Source organism: Vibrio metschnikovii CIP 69.14 (assembly GCF_000176155.1).
Classification (GTDB): Bacteria; Pseudomonadota; Gammaproteobacteria; order Enterobacterales; family Vibrionaceae; genus Vibrio; species Vibrio metschnikovii.
The window spans coordinates 196,611-215,308 of sequence record NZ_ACZO01000006.1 but is presented as its reverse complement, the minus strand read 5'-3'; the positions used below and the strand labels follow the sequence as shown (position 1 = coordinate 215,308).

Genomic DNA, 18,698 nt, shown 5'->3' with positions numbered 1-18,698 from the left:
TCCTCGTTAAAGTAGAAAAATACCTAATTTTCGCCCTATGTGCCTCCCCATAAAATTGTTATTATGGGCCGTAAATTATCAACAGAATCGAGATATGCACTCACTACCCCGTAGTGAATAAAATGCATACCAAACCAGTTTCCAGAATCAAAGGACACGCGTGTGAATATTCAAGCACTGATTAATGATAAAGTCTCTCAGGCTCTTGAAGCCGCTGGTGCACCTGCAGGAAGCCCTGCAGCAGTTCGTCAATCTGCAAAACCACAATTTGGTGATTATCAAGCTAACGGCGTGATGGGCGTCGCTAAACAGTTAGGGATGAATCCGCGAGAATTCGCACAGAAGGTCATTGATGTCTTGGATCTCGATGGCATTGCCAGTAAAACCGAAATCGCGGGCCCAGGCTTTATTAACATTTTCTTGAGTGAGACCTTTCTTGCTCAGCAAGCCGAATTAGCCCTCGCTGATGCTCATCTCGGCGTCAACAAAGCGGAACCACAAACTATTGTCGTTGATTACTCTGCCCCTAACGTGGCAAAAGAGATGCACGTGGGTCATTTACGCTCGACAATCATCGGTGATGCCGTCGTTCGTACGCTGGAGTTTTTAGGCCATAACGTGATTCGAGCTAACCATATTGGTGACTGGGGTACTCAGTTCGGTATGTTGATTGCCAACCTTGAGCGAGTCCAACAGCAATCGGGTGAGGTTTCAATGGAGCTGGCCGATTTAGAAGCTTTCTATCGCGAATCAAAAACGCTCTACGATGAAGATGAAGAATTTGCCGCTAAAGCACGTAACTACGTGGTGAAACTGCAAAGTGGTGATGCTTTCTGCCTAGAGATGTGGAAGAAGCTGGTCGATGTGACCATGATTCAAAACCAACAAAACTATGACCGCCTCAATGTCTCATTATCACGTGATAATGTCATGGGCGAAAGCATGTACAACGATATGCTACCGGGTATCGTCGCTGATCTAAAAGAAAAAGGCATTGCTCAAGAAGATGACGGCGCTCAAGTTGTCTTTTTAGATGAATACAAAAATAAAGATGGTGAGCCAATGGGCGTTATCATCCAGAAGCGTGATGGTGGTTTCTTGTATACCACTACCGATATTGCTTGTGCAAAATATCGTTATGAAACACTTGGCGCGGACCGAGTGCTGTACTTCATCGACTCCAGACAACATCAGCACCTCATGCAAGCGTGGACTATCGTACGTAAAGCGGGCTACATTCCTGAACATGTGTCACTTGAACATCACGCGTTCGGCATGATGCTGGGTAAAGATGGGCGTCCGTTTAAAACTCGTGCGGGCGGAACCGTGCGTCTTGCCGATCTTCTCGATGAAGCGCAAGTGCGCGCAGCGGCACTGATTGAAGCGAAAAACCCAGATTTAACGGCTGAAGAGAAAACCAGCATTGCCACCACTGTCGCTATGGCTGCGGTAAAATATGCTGACCTGTCTAAGCATCGCACCACCGATTATATTTTCGATTGGGATAATATGCTGGCATTTGAAGGTAATACTGCGCCTTATATGCAGTACGCTTACACTCGTGTTGCCTCTATCTTCGCTAAAGCTGGTATTTCAATGGATGAACTTACTGGCCAAATCATTATTGGTGAAGAAAAAGAAAAAGCTTTGATCGCTAAACTGCTGCAGTTTGAAGAAGCGGTACAAGCCGTCGCCCGCGAAGGTCAGCCACACATTATGTGTAGTTACCTGTTTGAACTGGCTGGTCAATTCTCTAGTTTCTATGAGGCTTGTCCAATCTTGGTTGCCAGTAATGAAGAAAGCAAGCAGAGCCGCTTGAAACTTGCTGCACTGACAGCAAAAACCATCAAACAAGGTTTGGATCTACTCGGCATTAACACTCTAGAGCGAATGTAAGTAGCGAGCCTCTCGTCAACGACGAATCAATACAATATATTAAGAACAAAAGGCTGGCGTTGTGCCAGCCTTTATTACATCGAACAATCGTCCAAAATGGAGGCAACGATGCCGTTTGAACTTCACCCACAACTGGCAAAAGATACTGATATTATTGGCCACTTCCCACTGTGTGTTGCGTTATTACATAAAGAATCAGCGGTACCTTGGGTGATCCTAGTACCGAAACGAGAACATCTGAAAGAGCTACATCATTTACCGATGCCCGAACAACAGCAGTTTTTACTGGAATCTCAAGCCGTCAGTCAAGCGCTTGAAGCTTTGTTTCAACCCGACAAGATTAATCTCGGTGCACTCGGTAATATTGTATCTCAATTGCATATCCATCATATTGCACGCTTTACCAGTGACTGTGCTTGGCCAGGACCAATATGGGGAAATACCAACGGGCAGCAACGCGACGCTGTTGAGCAACAAGCAATGTTAACTCGTTTGCAAGGTATCTTAGCGCTGAGTCACTTATTCTCTAAAGCTTAACCTTAAATCATTCATTGACAAAAAAGCCGTACATCGACAGTACGGCTTTGTTATTTCATTCGCGATGGCGTTCATCCATTACATCGTTACCGTCATCGATAAGCCATTAACTCGATTGGGGCAATAGCGCACACGAGTAACGTAATTAGCCGCATTGGTATCAATTAAGCGTGAAATCACTCCTTTTTTTATCCACACTTCAAGCATCGCATCGACACCATCTTCACTTAAAGCAAAACGTCGGGCGAGCTCTTTACGAGTCACATAACCTTGTTGTTCAATGCATTGCTTTAGTTCAGATAAAATCATGCCATTTGTACCTGTAGTGATTGCGACTCTCGGCCGACTTTCTTAAGCCAATAATAAATCGCTAACGATGAACCAATGATCCCGATGATCCATAGCGAACTGGTGACAGGATGATCATTGAAATGAGTCGCTTGATAAAAGAGTGCAGCAGCACCATACGCCAAGCCCATTGTCCAAACCGCAATAAACCTCGCATACTTAGCGCCAAATTCTCGAACATAAGCCCCCATCGCCGCAACGCAAGGCGTATATAACAAAATGAAAATTAAGTAAGAAAAGGCCGCATAACCACTCACAAAGTGATGTTGTAAATTACCAAAAATTGAAGCATCGACAGCTTGCTCTTCCGCTAAGGCGCTAGTGTCGGATAAATCACCTACTTCTATCCCCAGAGGATCAGCAAAATTAAGTCCCATCAGGTTTTCAGGAATCGATAACACCGCTTCTTGTAAGCTTGCCCACAAATCGAACTCTTCGTCTTCGGCATCTACCGAGGTATAAAGATTATTCAGCGTGCCGACGACTGCCTCTTTAGCAAAAATACCAGTGATGATCCCAACGGTCGCCGGCCAGTTATCTTGATTAATTCCAATTGGAGCAAATAAAGGCGTTACGACTTGGGCTGCACTAGACAACACCGAGTTATCACTGTCTTCATTACCAAATGAACCATCGGTACCGAGTGAATTTAAAAAGCTAAGAATGGTCACAACGATAACGATGGTTTTCCCGGCGCCAAGCACAAAACGTTTCAGTTTCTGCCAAGTTTTGATCAGCACATTTTGTAACGTCGGTAATTCATAGTCTGGCATCTCCATTAATAAACTGTCACTTGATCCCGGATATAAGGTCTTTTTCAATACCCATCCCGTGAAAACCGCGGCGACAATGCCAAGCAGATAGAGTGCAAAAACAATATTTTGTCCGCTTTGTGGGAAAAATGCCGCAGCAAACAAAGCATAAACCGGTAAACGAGCACCACAAGACATAAAAGGCGCCATCGCAGCAGCGAGTTTACGCTCACGCTCTTGATCTAAGGTTCGTGTCGCCATTATCGCTGGGACGTTACAACCAAAGCCTAATACCAGTGGCACAAAGGCTTTACCTGGCAAGCCTATTTTCTGCATCACTTTATCCAGTACAAAAGCGGCACGAGACATATAGCCAGAGCTTTCTAAAATAGCCAAGAACAGATACAAGCAAGCAATCACAGGGATAAAAGTCGCTACCGTTTGGATACCGCCACCTAGACCATCGGCGATTAATGTCACCAACCAAATAGGAAGATGATCATCGAGCAAATAATGACCTCCATCAACCAAAAGTGCACCAACCCCAATATCAAAGAAGTCGATAAATGCACTACCAATGTTGATGGAGAACATAAACATCAAGTACATCACCACAAAAAAGAAAGGCACGCCGACCCATTTATTTAAAATGATCTGGTCTGCTTTTTCCGTGAAACTGTGGCTCAGCTTACCCTCACTACGGCGCACTTGTTGACAACAGTGGTGTAAAAATGTGTATTTAACATCCGCGACATGCAAATCAATATCAAATTGACACTCTCGCTGCACATCAACCACCGTTAAACGTTCTGATTCTGAGACACCATTGATCACCATCAGATCATTTTCTAACGCTCTTATCGCCAAAGAACGAGCCGAGACTTCTTGCCCCTCAAATATAGGCAATAGTGCACTAATCGATTGTTCAAAAGCTTGGCCATAGTCTAATTCTAACTGCTTTAAAGCAATGCCTTGCACAACTTTCTTATGCAGCTGTTGTTTGAATTGTATTACCTGCTGTTTATTATTAGCAGAAAGCGCCAACACTGGGCAGCCCAACACTTGCTCTAGTTTTTTAACATCAATGGTTTGCCGCTCACGCTTAAGCGCATCCATTTTATTCAAAACCACAACCATTGGACGGCCCAACTCACGTAGCTGCAGTGTCATGTATAAACTGCGCTCTAAACTGGTGACATCGACCACATTGATAATTACATCCGCAGGATGAGTCAGTACAGCTCGTGAGGCAATGGATTCATCAATACTATTGCTATCATTACCACTGTCTAAGGCATAAATACCCGGCAAGTCGGTAATATAGAATTGATCACCGGAGTGTGTGTAACGCCCCGTCTTTTTCTCAACCGTGACTCCTGCCCAGTTACCAACTTGCTGCTTTGCTCCCGTTAACCCATTAAATAGGGTTGTTTTACCGCTATTAGGGTTACCTACGGTCAAAATTTGATATTGCATTAGGCTCTCTCCACCTCAACCGCAGCAGCGATACTCTCTCGAACGGCCATCGACACCCCCCGAACTTCAATTTGTAAAGGGTCGCCCATCGGAGCACGACGGATTAATGTCACTAACGTATTGGGCAGTATCCCCATTACCATTAATTTTTTACGTACATCGATCGACAGTTCATTCAATGCCGTGATGAGTCCGGACTCACCTGCTTTTAATTCAGACAATTTCATTAGGGGCCACACAAACAATATTGTTAATGAGAAGGATTGCTATTACTGGATAATACGCTGTAAATAAGTGCTAATCATTGTGTGAAATCAAAGATTGCATTAATTGATATTGGCCTACAGAGCATCGATAAACGTTCAAGATTGTCATTTCCGCTAAAAATTGACTCGTTAAAAACGTCAAAATTATTTTCTTGCCACAAGGACGACTCAACCATTAAAGATAAACACAAGAAAAGAGAGAGGAATAATCCATAAAAAACAACATGATATAGAGGAAATCTTAATGATGGCGCTTTTATTAGGTGAGGTTGGCGTTAATTTTATAAGCAAAAAAAGCAGAGGTTATTATATTGAACAGGTCAGCGGGAATTGACCCGAAGATAGAACTCCAGAGGTGATATGGCACTGCCCATATCACTCCGGCAGCAAGCGAAGGTGTCATTGACACCCGTGGTATAGTCCCCCGGCTATACCACGATATTTTTTTCTTCATTGACACTTCAACCCCACTCTCCTCGCTTAACCTCTAAGCAAAGAATCACTCAACAGTATCTCCACACTACTCAACACTGGCTGATAACTCATAGATAAGCGCTCCTACCCGTGGATAACGCTCTGCAAAACGCAAGAGAAAGTCGCTAACGGGACGTGATGCTAAGCCAGTCGCAAGCGCGGCCGTTTCGATTATTGTGACTCTTCAGCAAATTGAGAGGGAGATAATCCATATTGATGTTTAAAACGTTGACTAAAATAAGACGGATCATTAAATCCACATAAAAAGGCAACTTGCGCGACTTTTTCACCACTCATCAATAAACTACAGGCTTGCTCTAAGCGATATTCCGTTAAATATTCTTTAAATGTTTTGCCCGTTAGATACTTCATCCGTCGTTGTAAACTGCGCTCCGACAGATACATTCTTTTCGCAATATCAGACGTTGTAAATTCTGCGTCAGCATAGCGCTCAGCAACAATATGATTGAGTTTTCGTAGCCACTCTAACTCACTATCACTTTGTGGCTTTGCTGATAATAGCGCCGCAGGTGTCGATTCGACAGAGATAACTTGTGGCCACATCAGCTCGATTAAGTTTCGTTCACTGGACGAGTGAATCGATAAATTTCCGCCTGATAAAGCCACCAGCTCATCAAGGGAAAATTGAACATTACCGTTGGAAATCACCATCAGTTTATCCAGTAAGCCGGATGCCGAGCCATAGTCTTTTATCAGCACCACAACATGTCCTTCACGTTCTATTGTCTCAATGGTCAATGTCTGATGGGCATACAAACGCTTTAATGCATCCGATAACAATGCATTAAAGATAACATCCAATCCCGCTTGTTTGACCAACACATCCGGCAAAAGATCACTTGGATGATAATCAATTTTAATGTTGGCTCGTGCAAATTCACTGTGCCAACCATGCAGCACCGTCTCAAGCACTAAAGATAACGAACAGCTGATGGTCATTGACTCGCCTGATGAATTAAAGGCGCCGATTTGCACTATTTGCTCCGTCAGTTGATCAATCAACGCGGTTATCTCGGGAGAATGGTGCTGGTGAGTTTGAACGCTTAACTGTTTAAGCAGTGGCTGATTTTGACATTGCCAACGCTCTAACCACAAATGACGAATCTGTATCTGTTTGCGTAATAATAAGTTATGACTTAGTAGCATCTTACTTTGCTGTTGTAACTGACGTGTTTTATCTGCAATCTGCTGTTTAAGATCCTGATTCACTCGATCCATCACTCGAGAACGCCATCCTGTCAATAAGCCGCCAACCAACAACAAACTAGAGGCATAGCCAACTATCGCCCAGTGGGAGAAATACCAAGGTTTTAATACTTGAAAATTTAAGGTTTTATCAGCTCTCTCTTCTCCAATATGTCGCAGTGATAGGGTGTAGTGGCCAGGTAAAAGATGATCAAGCGTTAGCTGCGGTCCTTCAAATCGCTGCCATGGCTCATTATTGAGACTGAATTCTAATGTCTGCCCTCTTGCATCCGGTAATGCACCAAATTGAAAGCTGATTGCTTGTCCATAGGCCACGTTTAAAGGCACTAAATCAGCCCCACCAATCTGTATCGGTTGATAGTTGACACTGACCTGACTAAAAATGAGTGAGGAATGAGGTGGCTCGGCATTCGCGAGTGGCGTCGTTTGAATAGTCAAGAGCCCAAACATCGATGAAAAGAGTATCTGCTCTTGAGTATAAGAAGCGGAACAAACGCCGCTTTCTAGCTCATTATTGATTAAGCCATGAGGAGAGCCAAAATGTTTATCAATCGAACCATCCGCATGATAGAGAGTGAGGCCTTTAGAGGAAGCCAACCACATCCCTTGCCCGCTGTTCACAAGGCATTTAAGGCGAATATTATCGTCAATCAAAGGCACAGTGAATAACGATAGTTGATCGTTTAAACGTCGAAATACCCCCCGCTCACTGACAAACCATACCTCTCCCGTTGCCGTTTCGCTGATACCAAGGTTGGTACCATAGTTGGCCGTTCGTTTGTCATAAGTAATCTGACCATTTTTTAAGGTATAAATACCATGCCGAGTCCCAATCAATAAGCCATGTTCACTGCTGCTGTATAAAGCCGTAACCGCTCTGTCTTGCTTATTATCAAGCAACCAATTGTGACCAAAATCCGTGTAATGCTGCGAATCAGGATGATAAGACCAAAGCTGATTGTTTGAGACCCCCCATAATCGCCCTTCATTATCGACGGTCAAATGCTGAATCGGTGAATGACGTAAGATAAAGGGCAACGGCTCTGGCTGATCACGATGTTGCTTGAATGAACGTAATATTAAGCCTTGTTCGCTGGCGATCCATAGCTGATCGTCTAGCAATAAGACATCATTAACCTGCCCTGAGTAAACCCGTGATTTTTTGCCCTGTTGATGCCCATCAAATAGGTATAAGCCATCCTGAGTGACCATTAAATATTGGTTACTACTTGGCATAGGACGCAAGCGTTTCAGTTTGCTGTTGAGACGTTCATGAGTAATATCATCGGCTAAATAACGCGTAAACTTCTGACTGAAAAGAGAAAAGTAACGAACACCTTGATGAGTCGCAATCCAAATCCCCCCATGCTGATCATTAGCGAGAGCGTAGATTCGACCTTCAGGTAAGCCATAAGGCCCCTGCTCATTACTGATCAGTTGGGTCGTTTTCTCCGTCGCTAAGGAATAGACAAATAATCCCTTATCACTACCAATCCAATACTCTCCTTCGGCTTCAATGATCGCAAAGACTTGACCATCACCTATTTTTTTTAATGGGTATTCGGAGTGAAAAATATCAATCAATAGAGCTCCTTTATGAGTACCTACTAATAGATGATTTTTTTGGGGAGAAAAATAGAGCGTCTGGACTGGATTTTTTCCAGACGGACGAATATGTGAAAAGGCTTGAGCCTCAGAGATATACGTACCGACATTGGTGGCTAACACCCACTTATAATGCACCAATTCGGCGTCATTAATGTGCACTTGGCTAGCTTGATTAAGCTGATACAGTTTCGCTAATGAGTAAATTTTGAGTTGCTTGGTTTGTAAATGATAGGTATAAAAATACGCCCCATCGCTGAGCCAAATATAACCATTTGAAGCACCGATTTTTTCTATAGATACCCCTGGGGTTAAACTCAGCACCAATTCTGACTCAGAACCGGGTCGTGTTTGGTACAATTCATTATCGATAAAAGTCCAAAAACGCCCTTGTGCGTAAGCCAGTTGCTGCTGCTTATCACGAAACAGCGATCCTTGCTTAGGCAACATCGTTTGCCCATCAAAGAACATGACCTTTCCGTGTACATCGTGAATCCATAGCCCCCCTTCATCACCAAGAAATAAATTCTGTGCAATAAAGGTTTTACCTTGAACAAGCGTTGGTAACGGATAAAAAACCGCAGGCGCACTATCTCGCGCGTGAGCGGGTAAAATACTCCAACTAAAAATAGAAAATATAAGCAGAATAATGTGCTGCAAAATGCGTCCTTTACTGAATCGTAGACTGGCAAACCGACACGACACTGCAAGGTTATTTCTCAGAGAAAATTAATTAACCAAAACAGCCTAACCACTGTTCAATTAATGACAACTGAACCACGACCTTGTTATTGTCGGATCGGTAATTTGGTGCGTTGATTTCGGCATATGTCGCGACAAAAATCATCAGTACCAAGAAAAGTAATCGGCATTTTATACCGAACACATGGTAATAGACAGATTTTGGCTACTGATATGAAGCGTAATTATCAGCCAACTTCGAAAAGTGCGAGATCAGTAAGCATCTCTAAACAAAAGATGAGCGGATATCAGCATCAATCATGCTTATCGGCAGTATAGGGGGTAATTAGCATAGCGATACGTCACCAATACTACTGACGCGTTAAGTCAAAAAAGGGACGGTTTAGCCACAGAAGCTGCAAGGTAACACCTCGACAGCTTCTTATCGTTAGCAATCGTTATTGAGATAAACAGTTATAAAAACTATTTGATAACTGGTTTAGGAACTCAAAATAGCTCCCTGATTGAACGGGAATGTTAGAACCTAAAGGGTCAAGCACACCAATATGAACGTTACTTCCACGAACAACGGTTTCGATCACTGCAGGTTGAAATTGTGGCTCAGAGAAAACACATTTGGCTTGATTATCGGTTAATGAACGGCGAATGCTGATCAACGTTTTAGCACCAGGTTTACGCTCTGGGCTTACTGTAAAGTGACCAATATTATTTAAGCCATAATGCTGCTCAAAATACGCATAGGCATCATGGAAAACGTAATATGATTTAGATTTAACCGCCGCTAACTGCTTAGCTATCGATTGATCCGTCGTATCGAGTTGGTCAAGAAAGCGAACTAAATTTTCCTCATATTGTGGACGATGCTCTGGATCCATTTCACTTAAACGCTGCGTGATTGCCTGAGCCACTTGTTTTACTTGCGCCACTCCAAGCCAAAAATGAGGGTCATGAGTACCATGACTGTGTCCATCATGATCATGGTGATGATGCTCTTCTTCTCCATAAGCTCGGAGCTCTAAATTAGGGATCTGACTGAGAGTTAACACATTAGGATGCTGGCTTAAAGAACGCTCTAAGAAAGGTTCAAGATCTGAACCAAACCAAATCACCAGTGAAGCTTCACGAATCCGCTTTACATCTGAAGGACGCAGGGCATAATCGTGCGGCGACGCATTCGCAGACAGCAATACCTCCGGTTGACTGACGTTTTCAGTAAGCTCATAAGTAATCATTTGAATCGGTTTAATACTGGTCAAAATACTGCTCGCCCAACCCGAGAAGGGAAAAGCAATGAGCAAAGCACACAGTGTGAATCGAGATAGCATGGTAATTTCCTGCTGGTAGCGTTGATGACTGCGAAATGTTACATTATAACATCACCCAATTGCAAACGAGTTTCTTTCATGTCAACACTCATTGAAATGCATGACATCTGTGTTGATTTCAATCAGCGCCGAGTTCTGGATAAGGTTAGCCTGTCTCTATCCAGAGGTAAAATAACCACCTTAATAGGCCCGAATGGCGCAGGAAAATCGACATTAGTCCGTGTGTTACTTGGTTTACATCAACAAAATTCTGGTACTCTATCGCGAGATAAGACTCTCAAAATTGGCTATGTGCCACAGAAATTGAAGTTAAACGATACGCTCCCCCTCAGTGTTAGTCGCTTTCTTCGTTTGGCCGGAAAATACAGTCAACAAGAACAATTAGAGGCGCTACGCTTAGTTGGCGCTGAGCATCTCATTAACCACGATATGCATAAATTATCTGGCGGTGAGAATCAGCGTGCGCTATTAGCACGAGCTTTGTTACAACGCCCTGATTTATTAGTGCTTGATGAGCCAGCACAAGGGGTCGATGTTCAAGGACAAATTGATTTGTATGATCTTATCGACACCATTCGCTTGCGATTTAACTGCGCCGTTTTTATGGTGTCACACGATTTGCATTTAGTGATGGCCAAAACCGATGAAGTGATCTGTTTACATCACCATATTTGTTGTTCGGGCTCACCAGCGGATATTTCTCAACATCCAAGCTATCTCGCATTATTTGGTCACCGTAGCAGAGAAACCCTCGCTTTTTATCAACACAAACATCAGCATCATCATGATTTAGCTGGACAACCGGTTAAAGGTGACGCTCAAGCCTGTTCACATCATTCACACGGTCATCATCACCATGATTGAGTTTTTACTTCCTTCTATCGCAGCTGGAATTGGCATCGCGATTATTGCTGGCCCTCTCGGCTCTTTTGTCGTCTGGCGGCGTATGGCTTATTTTGGCGACACTCTCGCTCATGCATCATTGCTTGGTTTGGCGCTCGGTTTTTTACTCGATATCAACCTCTATTTTGCACTGCTGGTGTGCAGTCTAAGTCTGGCTGTGATCTTAGTTACCATGCAACGCCAGCAATTAATTGCCACCGATACCTTACTGGGTATTCTTGCTCATAGCTCTCTCTCATTGGGGCTCATTGCCGTGAGCTTTCTCGATAATGTACGTATTGATTTGATGAGTTATCTATTTGGCGATTTACTAGCCGTAAGCCCTGCGGATTTATGGTTTATTTGGAGTGGCGTCGCTGCGGTGAGTCTTGCGGTTTATCTCTTTTGGCGACCGCTACTTTCCAGTAGCGTTAATGAAGAATTAGCCAGTGTTGAAGGGGTCAACATTGAATTAATGCGACTGGTATTGATGCTACTGATTGGATTAGTCATTGCTGTCGGGATGAAGTTTGTTGGCGCGTTAATCATGACTTCATTAATGATTATCCCAGCCGCTACCGCCAGACGCATCGCCAAAACGCCAGAACAGATGGCCCTATTGGCCTCGCTGATCGGCATTATTTCCGTATTGATTGGAATCACGCTCTCATGGCAATTTGATACACCAGCCGGCCCTTCTGTGGTGGTAAGCGCAACCATGATGTTTATGCTCAGTCAAACACTTGGCCGCCGTTCATCTTAACCCACATGCTTAACCAAAATATAAAGGCCTGATAAAACAGGCCTTTATATTACCCCTACCAGCTACCTAAAAAGGCAAAAAGAACACAGCTTATCAAGCCAATCACAAGGATATAAGGAAACTGGGTACGGATATGGTCAATATGGTCATTGCCCGTCGCCATAGAAGATACAATGCCAGTATCACTGATCGGAGAGGTCATATCGCCAAAAATCGCGCCTGATATCGAAGCGCCAATCAATAAATGTGGGTCGAGATCGGCTGCGACACCAATTTGAATGCCAATCGGAATCATGATCGCAAATGTTCCCCATGACGTTCCGGTTGCCAGAGACATCACCGCCGCAATAAGAAATACAAACGCTGCCGAAAGCTCTGCAGGTAATACTCCATCAATCAATTGGGTAATGTATTGCCCTGTTTGCAAATCTGCAGATAAATCTCCGACCAAAAAAGCCAATGACATGATGGCTCCCAATGGGATCATATCCGAATATCCAGCGAGTAAATGGCGAAAAAAAGCATCCAACGATAAAACTCGACCACCGACAAAATAAACCAGTGAAATGAAAGTGCCTGCCATCACCGCCCAAAAGACAGCAGTCGATCCTGAGCCTGCAGTAATATTGCCATTTCCGGTAACCCATAATCCCAATGGAACCATAAAAATAATGGTCAGTAATGGCACAATAAAATAGCTTGCTTTACCGTTAACAGTGACAGGTTCTACTTGTTGGTTACCAGCAATCGGTAAAGCACCTTGTCTCAATACTTGTCCTTGCAATGCCCGCTTGTCAGCCTTGGCCATCGGCCCCCAGCTCACTCCCGAAAAAATATAAAACAGTACACCGAGTAACGATAACCAAGCCATCAAGTTATAAGGCATCGAAGCAAGCAAAATAGAAAAAGGCTCCCCCTCTAAATAGCCTCGACTGATTTGTACGCCAATGATCGCCATCATTGCCGCCCCCCAGCCATTGATCATTACACTTGAACAAGTGGCCACACACGAAGATTGAATCACATACGCCATTTTCTCGCGTGATACTCGATAATGATCGGCTAAGTCACGACTCACCGTTCCTGCTGACATTAAAGAAATTGAGCTTTCAATAAAAATAATCATGCTGGTTAACATGGCTAATAACTGTACCGCGATCGGGCTTTTGACCAGTTGTGCTCGCTCCGTTAATCCGTGAATAATCGCTTGCGTTCCCCCAGTAATTTGAATCAGTCGAATAATCCCCCCGACCATAAAGCAGAATAAAATCGTACGAGTATTCCCTGCGCTAGCAAATACATTGATATAACTGTCTAATGCATCGGCAATACCGGCTAAGGGGTTAAAACCAGCAATCACCGTATAACCAACCACAGCACCGATCAATAAAGACAAAATCACTTGCCGAGTCAGCACTGCTAGAGCAATCGTTACCAGCGGTGTCAATAATGTCCATACACCGTAATCCGTCATACGGGCTCCGCGGAAAGCGCATTAAGCAAATCAGCAATTAAGTCATCACTGTCTTCAATTCCTACCGATAAACGAAACGTAGTATCAAAAACCCCCATCGCTTGACGCTCTGTTTCACTCATCGAACCATGGGACATCGATGCCGAATGGTTGATCATACTTTCTACACCACCCAGTGATTCAGCCAAAATAAAATAACGTAATCGACTTAAAAAGCGTTGGCTGTCTGAACGATTACCTTTGAGTTGAATGGTAACGACGGCTCCTCCTGAACGCATTTGTGATTGGCATAATGCATAGTGAGGATGCGTTGCTAAACCTGGGTAATAGACTGCTTCTATCGCAGAATGACCACTCAGCGCTTGTGCCACTTTCAATGCATTATCACACTGACGCTGCATACGTAAATCGAGAGTTTTTAAACCGCGTAAAGCAAGATAAGCATCGAAAGGTGACGCGATGGCACCTACCGTTGTTTTGGCAAAATCTATCCGTTTCGCTAGCTCAGGATCGGCAGTAATCAACGCACCACCAATCATATCCGAATGACCACCAATGTATTTACTGGTCGATAGCATCACCAGATCGGCACCGAGAGTTAATGGCGTCTGATTCCAAGCGGTAGCAAAGGTATTATCAACACAGGTCAATACACCATGACGACGGGCAAAAGCACACACTTGCTGAATATCCACCAGTTCTAATAATGGATTGGTTGGCGTTTCTATCCAAATCATCGCGGTATTGTCTTGCATCACCGATTCAATGGCAGCTAAGTCGTTCAAATCGACATAATCGACCGTTAAACCATTGTTATATCTACGTAGTTTTTCAAATAAACGATGTGTACCACCATAAACACCACGCATGGCAATGATGTGCGCATTTTGAGTTAACAGTTCAAGCGCTAATGCGGTCGCTGCCATACCAGAAGCCGTTGCTGTCGCATAAGTTCCTTGCTCTAAGGCAGCAAGTGCACTTTCATAAGCGTAACGCGTTGGATTTGCCACTCGTGAGTAGCCATAATCAGCAGACTGTTCGAGATCGGTTTGAATAAAACTACTCGCGGTGTAAATAGGGGGGAAGGCTGCATTGTGACCAGCATCATGCTGATCGCCACCATGGACTGCCAATGTAGCAAAGCTTGGTTTTTTCATGATTTCATCCACATAAGATTTGATGAGTTTTAAACAATGCATTACTGATAATGCAAAAGAAGGCAGTGAAATTATTCTATTTGATAGCTCGTTCTAGCTCATAAAAAGGCATAGAGTTTCCAAATGAGACAAGAAGTAACATTGTATTACTTTTCTGCTCAGTGCAGAAAATAGAATTCGCTTCTATGTTATATCCTTACGATTGAAACGTCAGCGGTGTTGGCTATATTCGACACCGTTACCTTTAGCTATAAGGGCTCACTTACTTGCCGTCGACTCACTATTCCTAGTGGTTTGGGAATATTCTAAAAATAATAAAAAAGCCTCCGCAGCAGGGAGGCTCTATATAAGTAACGGAAGTTTACGTCTTTACCAACCGGTGACTTCACGTAACGCTTGACCAATATCCGCCAAACTTTTTACTGTTTTAACGCCTGCCGATTCTAGTGCCGCAAATTTCTCTTCTGCGGTGCCTTTACCACCAGAAATAATCGCACCAGCATGGCCCATACGCTTACCCGGAGGTGCGGTAACACCGGCAATATAAGAAACAACAGGCTTAGTCACATGCTGTTTAATAAACGCAGCCGCTTCTTCTTCCGCTGTACCACCGATTTCACCGATCATCACAATCGCTTCCGTCTCAGGGTCGTCTTGGAACAGTTTCAGAATATCAATAAAGTTAGAACCAGGAATTGGGTCGCCACCGATACCAACACAAGTCGATTGACCAAAACCTTCATCGGTGGTCTGTTTAACCGCTTCATAAGTTAAAGTACCTGAGCGAGAGACAATGCCCACTTTGCCTTTCTTATGAATGTGTCCTGGCATGATACCAATCTTACACTCATCTGGAGTGATCACACCTGGGCAGTTTGGACCGATCATCCGCACCCCAGTTTGCTCCAACTTAACTTTAACATCGATCATGTCAATGGTCGGAATGCCTTCAGTAATGGTCACGATCAGCTCAATACCAGCATCAATGGCTTCTAAAATCGCGTCTTTACAAAACGGAGCAGGAACATAGATAACGGTGGCAGTTGCACCGGTCGCTTCAACCGCTTCACGAACGGTATTAAATACCGGTAGACCAAGATGAGTTTGACCGCCTTTACCTGGAGAAACACCACCGACCATTTGTGTGCCATAAGCTAGTGCTTGCTCAGAATGGAAAGTACCTTGACCACCCGTAAATCCTTGGCAAATGACTTTGGTGTCTTTGTTAATTAATACCGACATTATTTGCCCTCCGCAGCAGCAACAACTTTACGCGCAGCGTCAGTCAACGACTCTGCTGCAATGATATCTAAACCCGATTTTGCCAACACATCACGACCGAGTTCGGCATTAGTCCCTTCAAGACGAACAACAACCGGTACTTCAACACCGACTTCTTTCACCGCGCCAATAATTCCTTCGGCAATCATGTCGCAGCGTACAATACCACCAAAAATATTCACCAATACGGCTTTAACATTGTCATCAGACAAAATGATCTTAAACGCTTCAGCCACACGCTCTTTGGTTGCGCCACCACCAACATCTAAGAAGTTAGCAGGTTTACCACCATGCAGATTAACAATATCCATGGTTCCCATCGCTAGGCCAGCACCGTTAACCATACAACCGACGTTGCCATCGAGAGCTACGTAGTTCAATTCCCACTGCGCGGCATGAGCCTCACGAGCATCTTCTTGAGTCGCATCGTGCATTTCACGCAATTTAGGCTGACGGTATAAAGCATTGGAGTCGATATTGATCTTGCCATCGAGACACAATAAGTTACCTTCACCGGTAATTACCAATGGGTTGATTTCTAGCAAAGCAAGATCATACTGAGTAAACATCTCGCTTAAGCCCATGAAGATTTTAACAAACTGCTTAATTTGATCGCCTTGCAGACCAAGCTTAAATGCCAGTTCACGACCTTGATAAGCTTGTGCACCGACTAATGGATCGATAGCCGCTTTATGGATAAGCTCTGGAGTTTCTTCTGCAACTTTCTCGATTTCTACTCCGCCTTCCGTTGAAGCCATAAACACGATTTTACGTGTCGCGCGGTCAACAACCGCGCCTAAGTAAAGCTCATTGGCGATACTTGATGCTTCTTCAACTAGGATTTTAGACACGGGCTGGCCATTCGTGTCCGTTTGATAGGTTACTAGGTTTTTACCAAGCCACTTTTGAGCAAAGGCCTTTACCGCATCTTTACTTTCATGCAGCTCGACACCACCCGCTTTACCACGTCCACCGGCGTGAACCTGACACTTGACGACTTTCTTTACTGTACTAATCCGTCCTGCTGCTTCAAAGGCTTCTTGTGGGGTATCACAGGCATAACCTTCTGGGACTGGCAAACCGAATTCGGCAAATAGCTGTTTTGCTTGGTATTCATGCAAATTCATTGTGTTATTCCATTTATGTATTTTTATTCCATAGAGCCCAATACATGGTTGGACTTTACGTCTGTAGGGGTACTCTGAGTGAGTAGCCAAATGGCTTTAAACAAGACCGGGCGTTGAGCTAGCCCGGCTTTTTACGGGTTAATGATGAGGACAAAGCCCTCATCATTAACATTACACGTCTAGAAGCAGACGTGCAGGATCTTCAAGTAGCTCTTTGATTGTCACTAAGAAGCCGACAGATTCACGACCATCAATTAAACGGTGATCGTAAGACAGTGCGAGATACATCATTGGTAAGATTTCCACTTTACCATCTACCGCCATTGGGCGATCTTGGATTTTATGCATCCCCAAAATTGCCGCTTGTGGTGGGTTAATGATCGGCGTCGACATTAATGAACCAAACACACCACCGTTAGTGATAGTAAAATTACCGCCCGTTAACTCTTCCACGGTCAACTTCCCATCACGACCTTTCAGCGCCAGTTCTTTGATGCCCTTTTCAATTTCAGCAAGACTAAGCATATCGCAATCTTTCAGAACTGGCGTCACTAAACCGCGAGGGGTTGATACCGCCATGCTGATATCAAAATAATTATGATAAACAATGTCTTGACCATCAATCGACGCATTGACTTCAGGATAGCGTTTTAGGGCTTCAGTTACCGCTTTAACGTAGAAAGACATAAAACCAAGACGAATGCCGTGTTTTTTCTCAAACAGATCTTGATACTGTTTACGCAGTTCCATAATCGGCTTCATGTTGACTTCATTGAACGTCGTCAGCATCGCGGTACTGTTTTTCGCTTCTAACAGACGCTCAGCAACGCGTTTGCGTAGACGAGTCATTGGTACACGCTTTTCACTGCGAGCGGCCACTGGTAGTGGTGCACTTACTGGTTGCGCTGTTGGAGCTGCCGCTTGGTTTTTCGCTAAGTAAGCGTCGACATCTTCACGCGTAATGCGACCACCCACTCCTGAACCTTTCACTTGAGCGGGCTCTACATTATGCTCTGCCAGCAAACGGCGTACCGCAGGGCTTAACGCATCATTAGACTCTTCACTGAGTACGGCTTTATGGCGTTTATCCGGAGATGGCTCTGTCGATGCCGTAGAGTCTGGCGTTGGTTCACCAGCAACTGCACCTGGTTTAATCCGCGCCAGTAGCTGCTTAGACAGCACGGTTGCACCTTCTAACTCTAAAATCGACTCAAGTATCCCAGCTTCAGGAGCGGGGACTTCCAACACTACTTTGTCGGTTTCAATTTCAACCAGCACTTCATCACGAGCGACAGCATCACCTGGCTGTTTATGCCATGTCGCTACGGTGGCGTCTGCTACTGATTCAGGTAGATCTGGAACCAGAATTTCAACTGTCATATCGGTCTTTTCCTTTTACTTCTTGT

Annotated in this window: 14 protein-coding genes; 4 read left to right on the top strand and 10 right to left on the bottom strand. The window is 44.2% G+C overall.

Annotation, left to right across the window (positions count from 1 at the left end; all coding sequences use genetic code 11):
• The first annotated feature begins 162 nt into the window (after positions 1-162).
• On the top strand, positions 163-1,896 hold the full coding sequence (argS, locus tag VIB_RS04545) for an arginine--tRNA ligase (protein ID WP_004394810.1): 1,734 nt from the start codon (positions 163-165) through the stop codon (positions 1,894-1,896).
• Positions 1,897-2,004: 108 nt separating this feature from the next.
• Complete coding sequence (locus VIB_RS04540) at positions 2,005-2,433, top strand: HIT family protein (RefSeq protein ID WP_004394809.1); 429 nt, start codon at positions 2,005-2,007, stop codon at positions 2,431-2,433.
• A 78-nt stretch (positions 2,434-2,511) separates the two neighbouring features.
• Here the strand turns inward: VIB_RS04540 and VIB_RS04535 are convergent, their stop codons facing one another.
• The 5 genes from VIB_RS04535 to znuA form a co-directional block, all read right to left on the bottom strand.
• Positions 2,512-2,742 (bottom strand): FeoC-like transcriptional regulator, encoded by a 231-nt coding sequence (locus VIB_RS04535; RefSeq protein WP_004394808.1) that lies wholly within the window; start codon positions 2,740-2,742, stop codon positions 2,512-2,514.
• Positions 2,739-5,009 (bottom strand): Fe(2+) transporter permease subunit FeoB, encoded by a 2,271-nt coding sequence (gene feoB, locus VIB_RS04530; RefSeq protein WP_004394807.1) that lies wholly within the window; start codon positions 5,007-5,009, stop codon positions 2,739-2,741. Before feoB ends, VIB_RS04535 begins: the two co-directional genes overlap by 4 nt.
• Entirely contained in the window at positions 5,009-5,236 is a 228-nt protein-coding gene (locus VIB_RS04525) for a FeoA family protein (RefSeq protein WP_040904159.1), read from the bottom strand. Before VIB_RS04525 ends, feoB begins: the two co-directional genes overlap by 1 nt.
• Positions 5,237-5,920: 684 nt before the next feature.
• Positions 5,921-9,241, bottom strand: a complete 3,321-nt coding sequence (locus tag VIB_RS04520; RefSeq protein ID WP_004394806.1) for an AraC family transcriptional regulator — start codon at positions 9,239-9,241, stop codon at positions 5,921-5,923.
• Between the two features lie 479 nt (positions 9,242-9,720).
• On the bottom strand, positions 9,721-10,608 hold the full coding sequence (gene znuA, locus VIB_RS04515) for a zinc ABC transporter substrate-binding protein ZnuA (protein ID WP_004394805.1): 888 nt from the start codon (positions 10,606-10,608) through the stop codon (positions 9,721-9,723).
• 78 nt (positions 10,609-10,686) lie between these two features.
• Between znuA and znuC the strand changes: the two genes are divergently transcribed.
• Both znuC and znuB read left to right on the top strand, forming a co-directional pair.
• Positions 10,687-11,472: a zinc ABC transporter ATP-binding protein ZnuC gene (znuC, locus tag VIB_RS04510; protein ID WP_004394804.1), complete on the top strand. Its 786-nt coding sequence runs from the start codon at positions 10,687-10,689 to the stop codon at positions 11,470-11,472.
• Positions 11,465-12,253: a zinc ABC transporter permease subunit ZnuB gene (gene znuB / locus VIB_RS04505; protein ID WP_004394803.1), complete on the top strand. Its 789-nt coding sequence runs from the start codon at positions 11,465-11,467 to the stop codon at positions 12,251-12,253. Before znuC ends, znuB begins: the two co-directional genes overlap by 8 nt.
• Before the next feature lie 55 nt (positions 12,254-12,308).
• Here the strand turns inward: znuB and VIB_RS04500 are convergent, their stop codons facing one another.
• The 5 genes from VIB_RS04500 to odhB all read right to left on the bottom strand — a co-directional run bounded on the left by VIB_RS04500 (position 12,309) and on the right by odhB (position 18,672).
• Positions 12,309-13,727 carry a Na+/H+ antiporter NhaC family protein gene (locus tag VIB_RS04500; RefSeq protein ID WP_004394802.1) on the bottom strand — a complete coding sequence of 473 codons (1,419 nt, stop codon included), beginning with the start codon at positions 13,725-13,727 and terminating at the stop codon, positions 12,309-12,311.
• The gene (locus tag VIB_RS04495) at positions 13,724-14,884 is read right to left on the bottom strand and encodes a trans-sulfuration enzyme family protein (RefSeq protein ID WP_004394801.1); all 1,161 of its coding nucleotides are present in this window, start codon (positions 14,882-14,884) and stop codon (positions 13,724-13,726) included. Before VIB_RS04495 ends, VIB_RS04500 begins: the two co-directional genes overlap by 4 nt.
• 369 nt (positions 14,885-15,253) lie before the next feature.
• A complete protein-coding gene (gene sucD, locus VIB_RS04490) occupies positions 15,254-16,126 on the bottom strand; it encodes a succinate--CoA ligase subunit alpha (protein ID WP_004394800.1) in 873 nt (290 codons plus the stop codon).
• Positions 16,126-17,292 (bottom strand): ADP-forming succinate--CoA ligase subunit beta, encoded by a 1,167-nt coding sequence (gene sucC / locus VIB_RS04485; protein ID WP_004394799.1) that lies wholly within the window; start codon positions 17,290-17,292, stop codon positions 16,126-16,128. The genes sucD and sucC overlap by 1 nt, the downstream gene beginning before the upstream one ends.
• A 171-nt stretch (positions 17,293-17,463) precedes the next feature.
• Complete coding sequence (gene odhB / locus VIB_RS04480) at positions 17,464-18,672, bottom strand: 2-oxoglutarate dehydrogenase complex dihydrolipoyllysine-residue succinyltransferase (protein WP_004394798.1); 1,209 nt, start codon at positions 18,670-18,672, stop codon at positions 17,464-17,466.
• Positions 18,673-18,698: the final 26 nt, after the last annotated feature.

Bases quoted from the DNA above. Each gene is read 5' to 3' on its own strand.
- VIB_RS04540 (WP_004394809.1), top strand. From the start codon at position 2,005: ATGCCGTTTGAACTTCACCCACAACTGGCAAAAGATACTGATATTATT.
- VIB_RS04535 (WP_004394808.1), bottom strand. From the start codon at position 2,742: ATGATTTTATCTGAACTAAAGCAATGCATTGAACAACAAGGTTATGTG.
- feoB (WP_004394807.1), bottom strand. From the start codon at position 5,009: ATGCAATATCAAATTTTGACCGTAGGTAACCCTAATAGCGGTAAAACA.
- VIB_RS04525 (WP_040904159.1), bottom strand. From the start codon at position 5,236: ATGAAATTGTCTGAATTAAAAGCAGGTGAGTCCGGACTCATCACGGCA.
- znuA (WP_004394805.1), bottom strand. From the start codon at position 10,608: ATGCTATCTCGATTCACACTGTGTGCTTTGCTCATTGCTTTTCCCTTC.
- znuC (WP_004394804.1), top strand. From the start codon at position 10,687: ATGTCAACACTCATTGAAATGCATGACATCTGTGTTGATTTCAATCAG.
- znuB (WP_004394803.1), top strand. From the start codon at position 11,465: ATGATTGAGTTTTTACTTCCTTCTATCGCAGCTGGAATTGGCATCGCG.
- VIB_RS04500 (WP_004394802.1), bottom strand. From the start codon at position 13,727: ATGACGGATTACGGTGTATGGACATTATTGACACCGCTGGTAACGATT.
- VIB_RS04495 (WP_004394801.1), bottom strand. From the start codon at position 14,884: ATGAAAAAACCAAGCTTTGCTACATTGGCAGTCCATGGTGGCGATCAG.
- sucD (WP_004394800.1), bottom strand. From the start codon at position 16,126: ATGTCGGTATTAATTAACAAAGACACCAAAGTCATTTGCCAAGGATTT.
- sucC (WP_004394799.1), bottom strand. From the start codon at position 17,292: ATGAATTTGCATGAATACCAAGCAAAACAGCTATTTGCCGAATTCGGT.
- odhB (WP_004394798.1), bottom strand. From the start codon at position 18,672: ATGACAGTTGAAATTCTGGTTCCAGATCTACCTGAATCAGTAGCAGAC.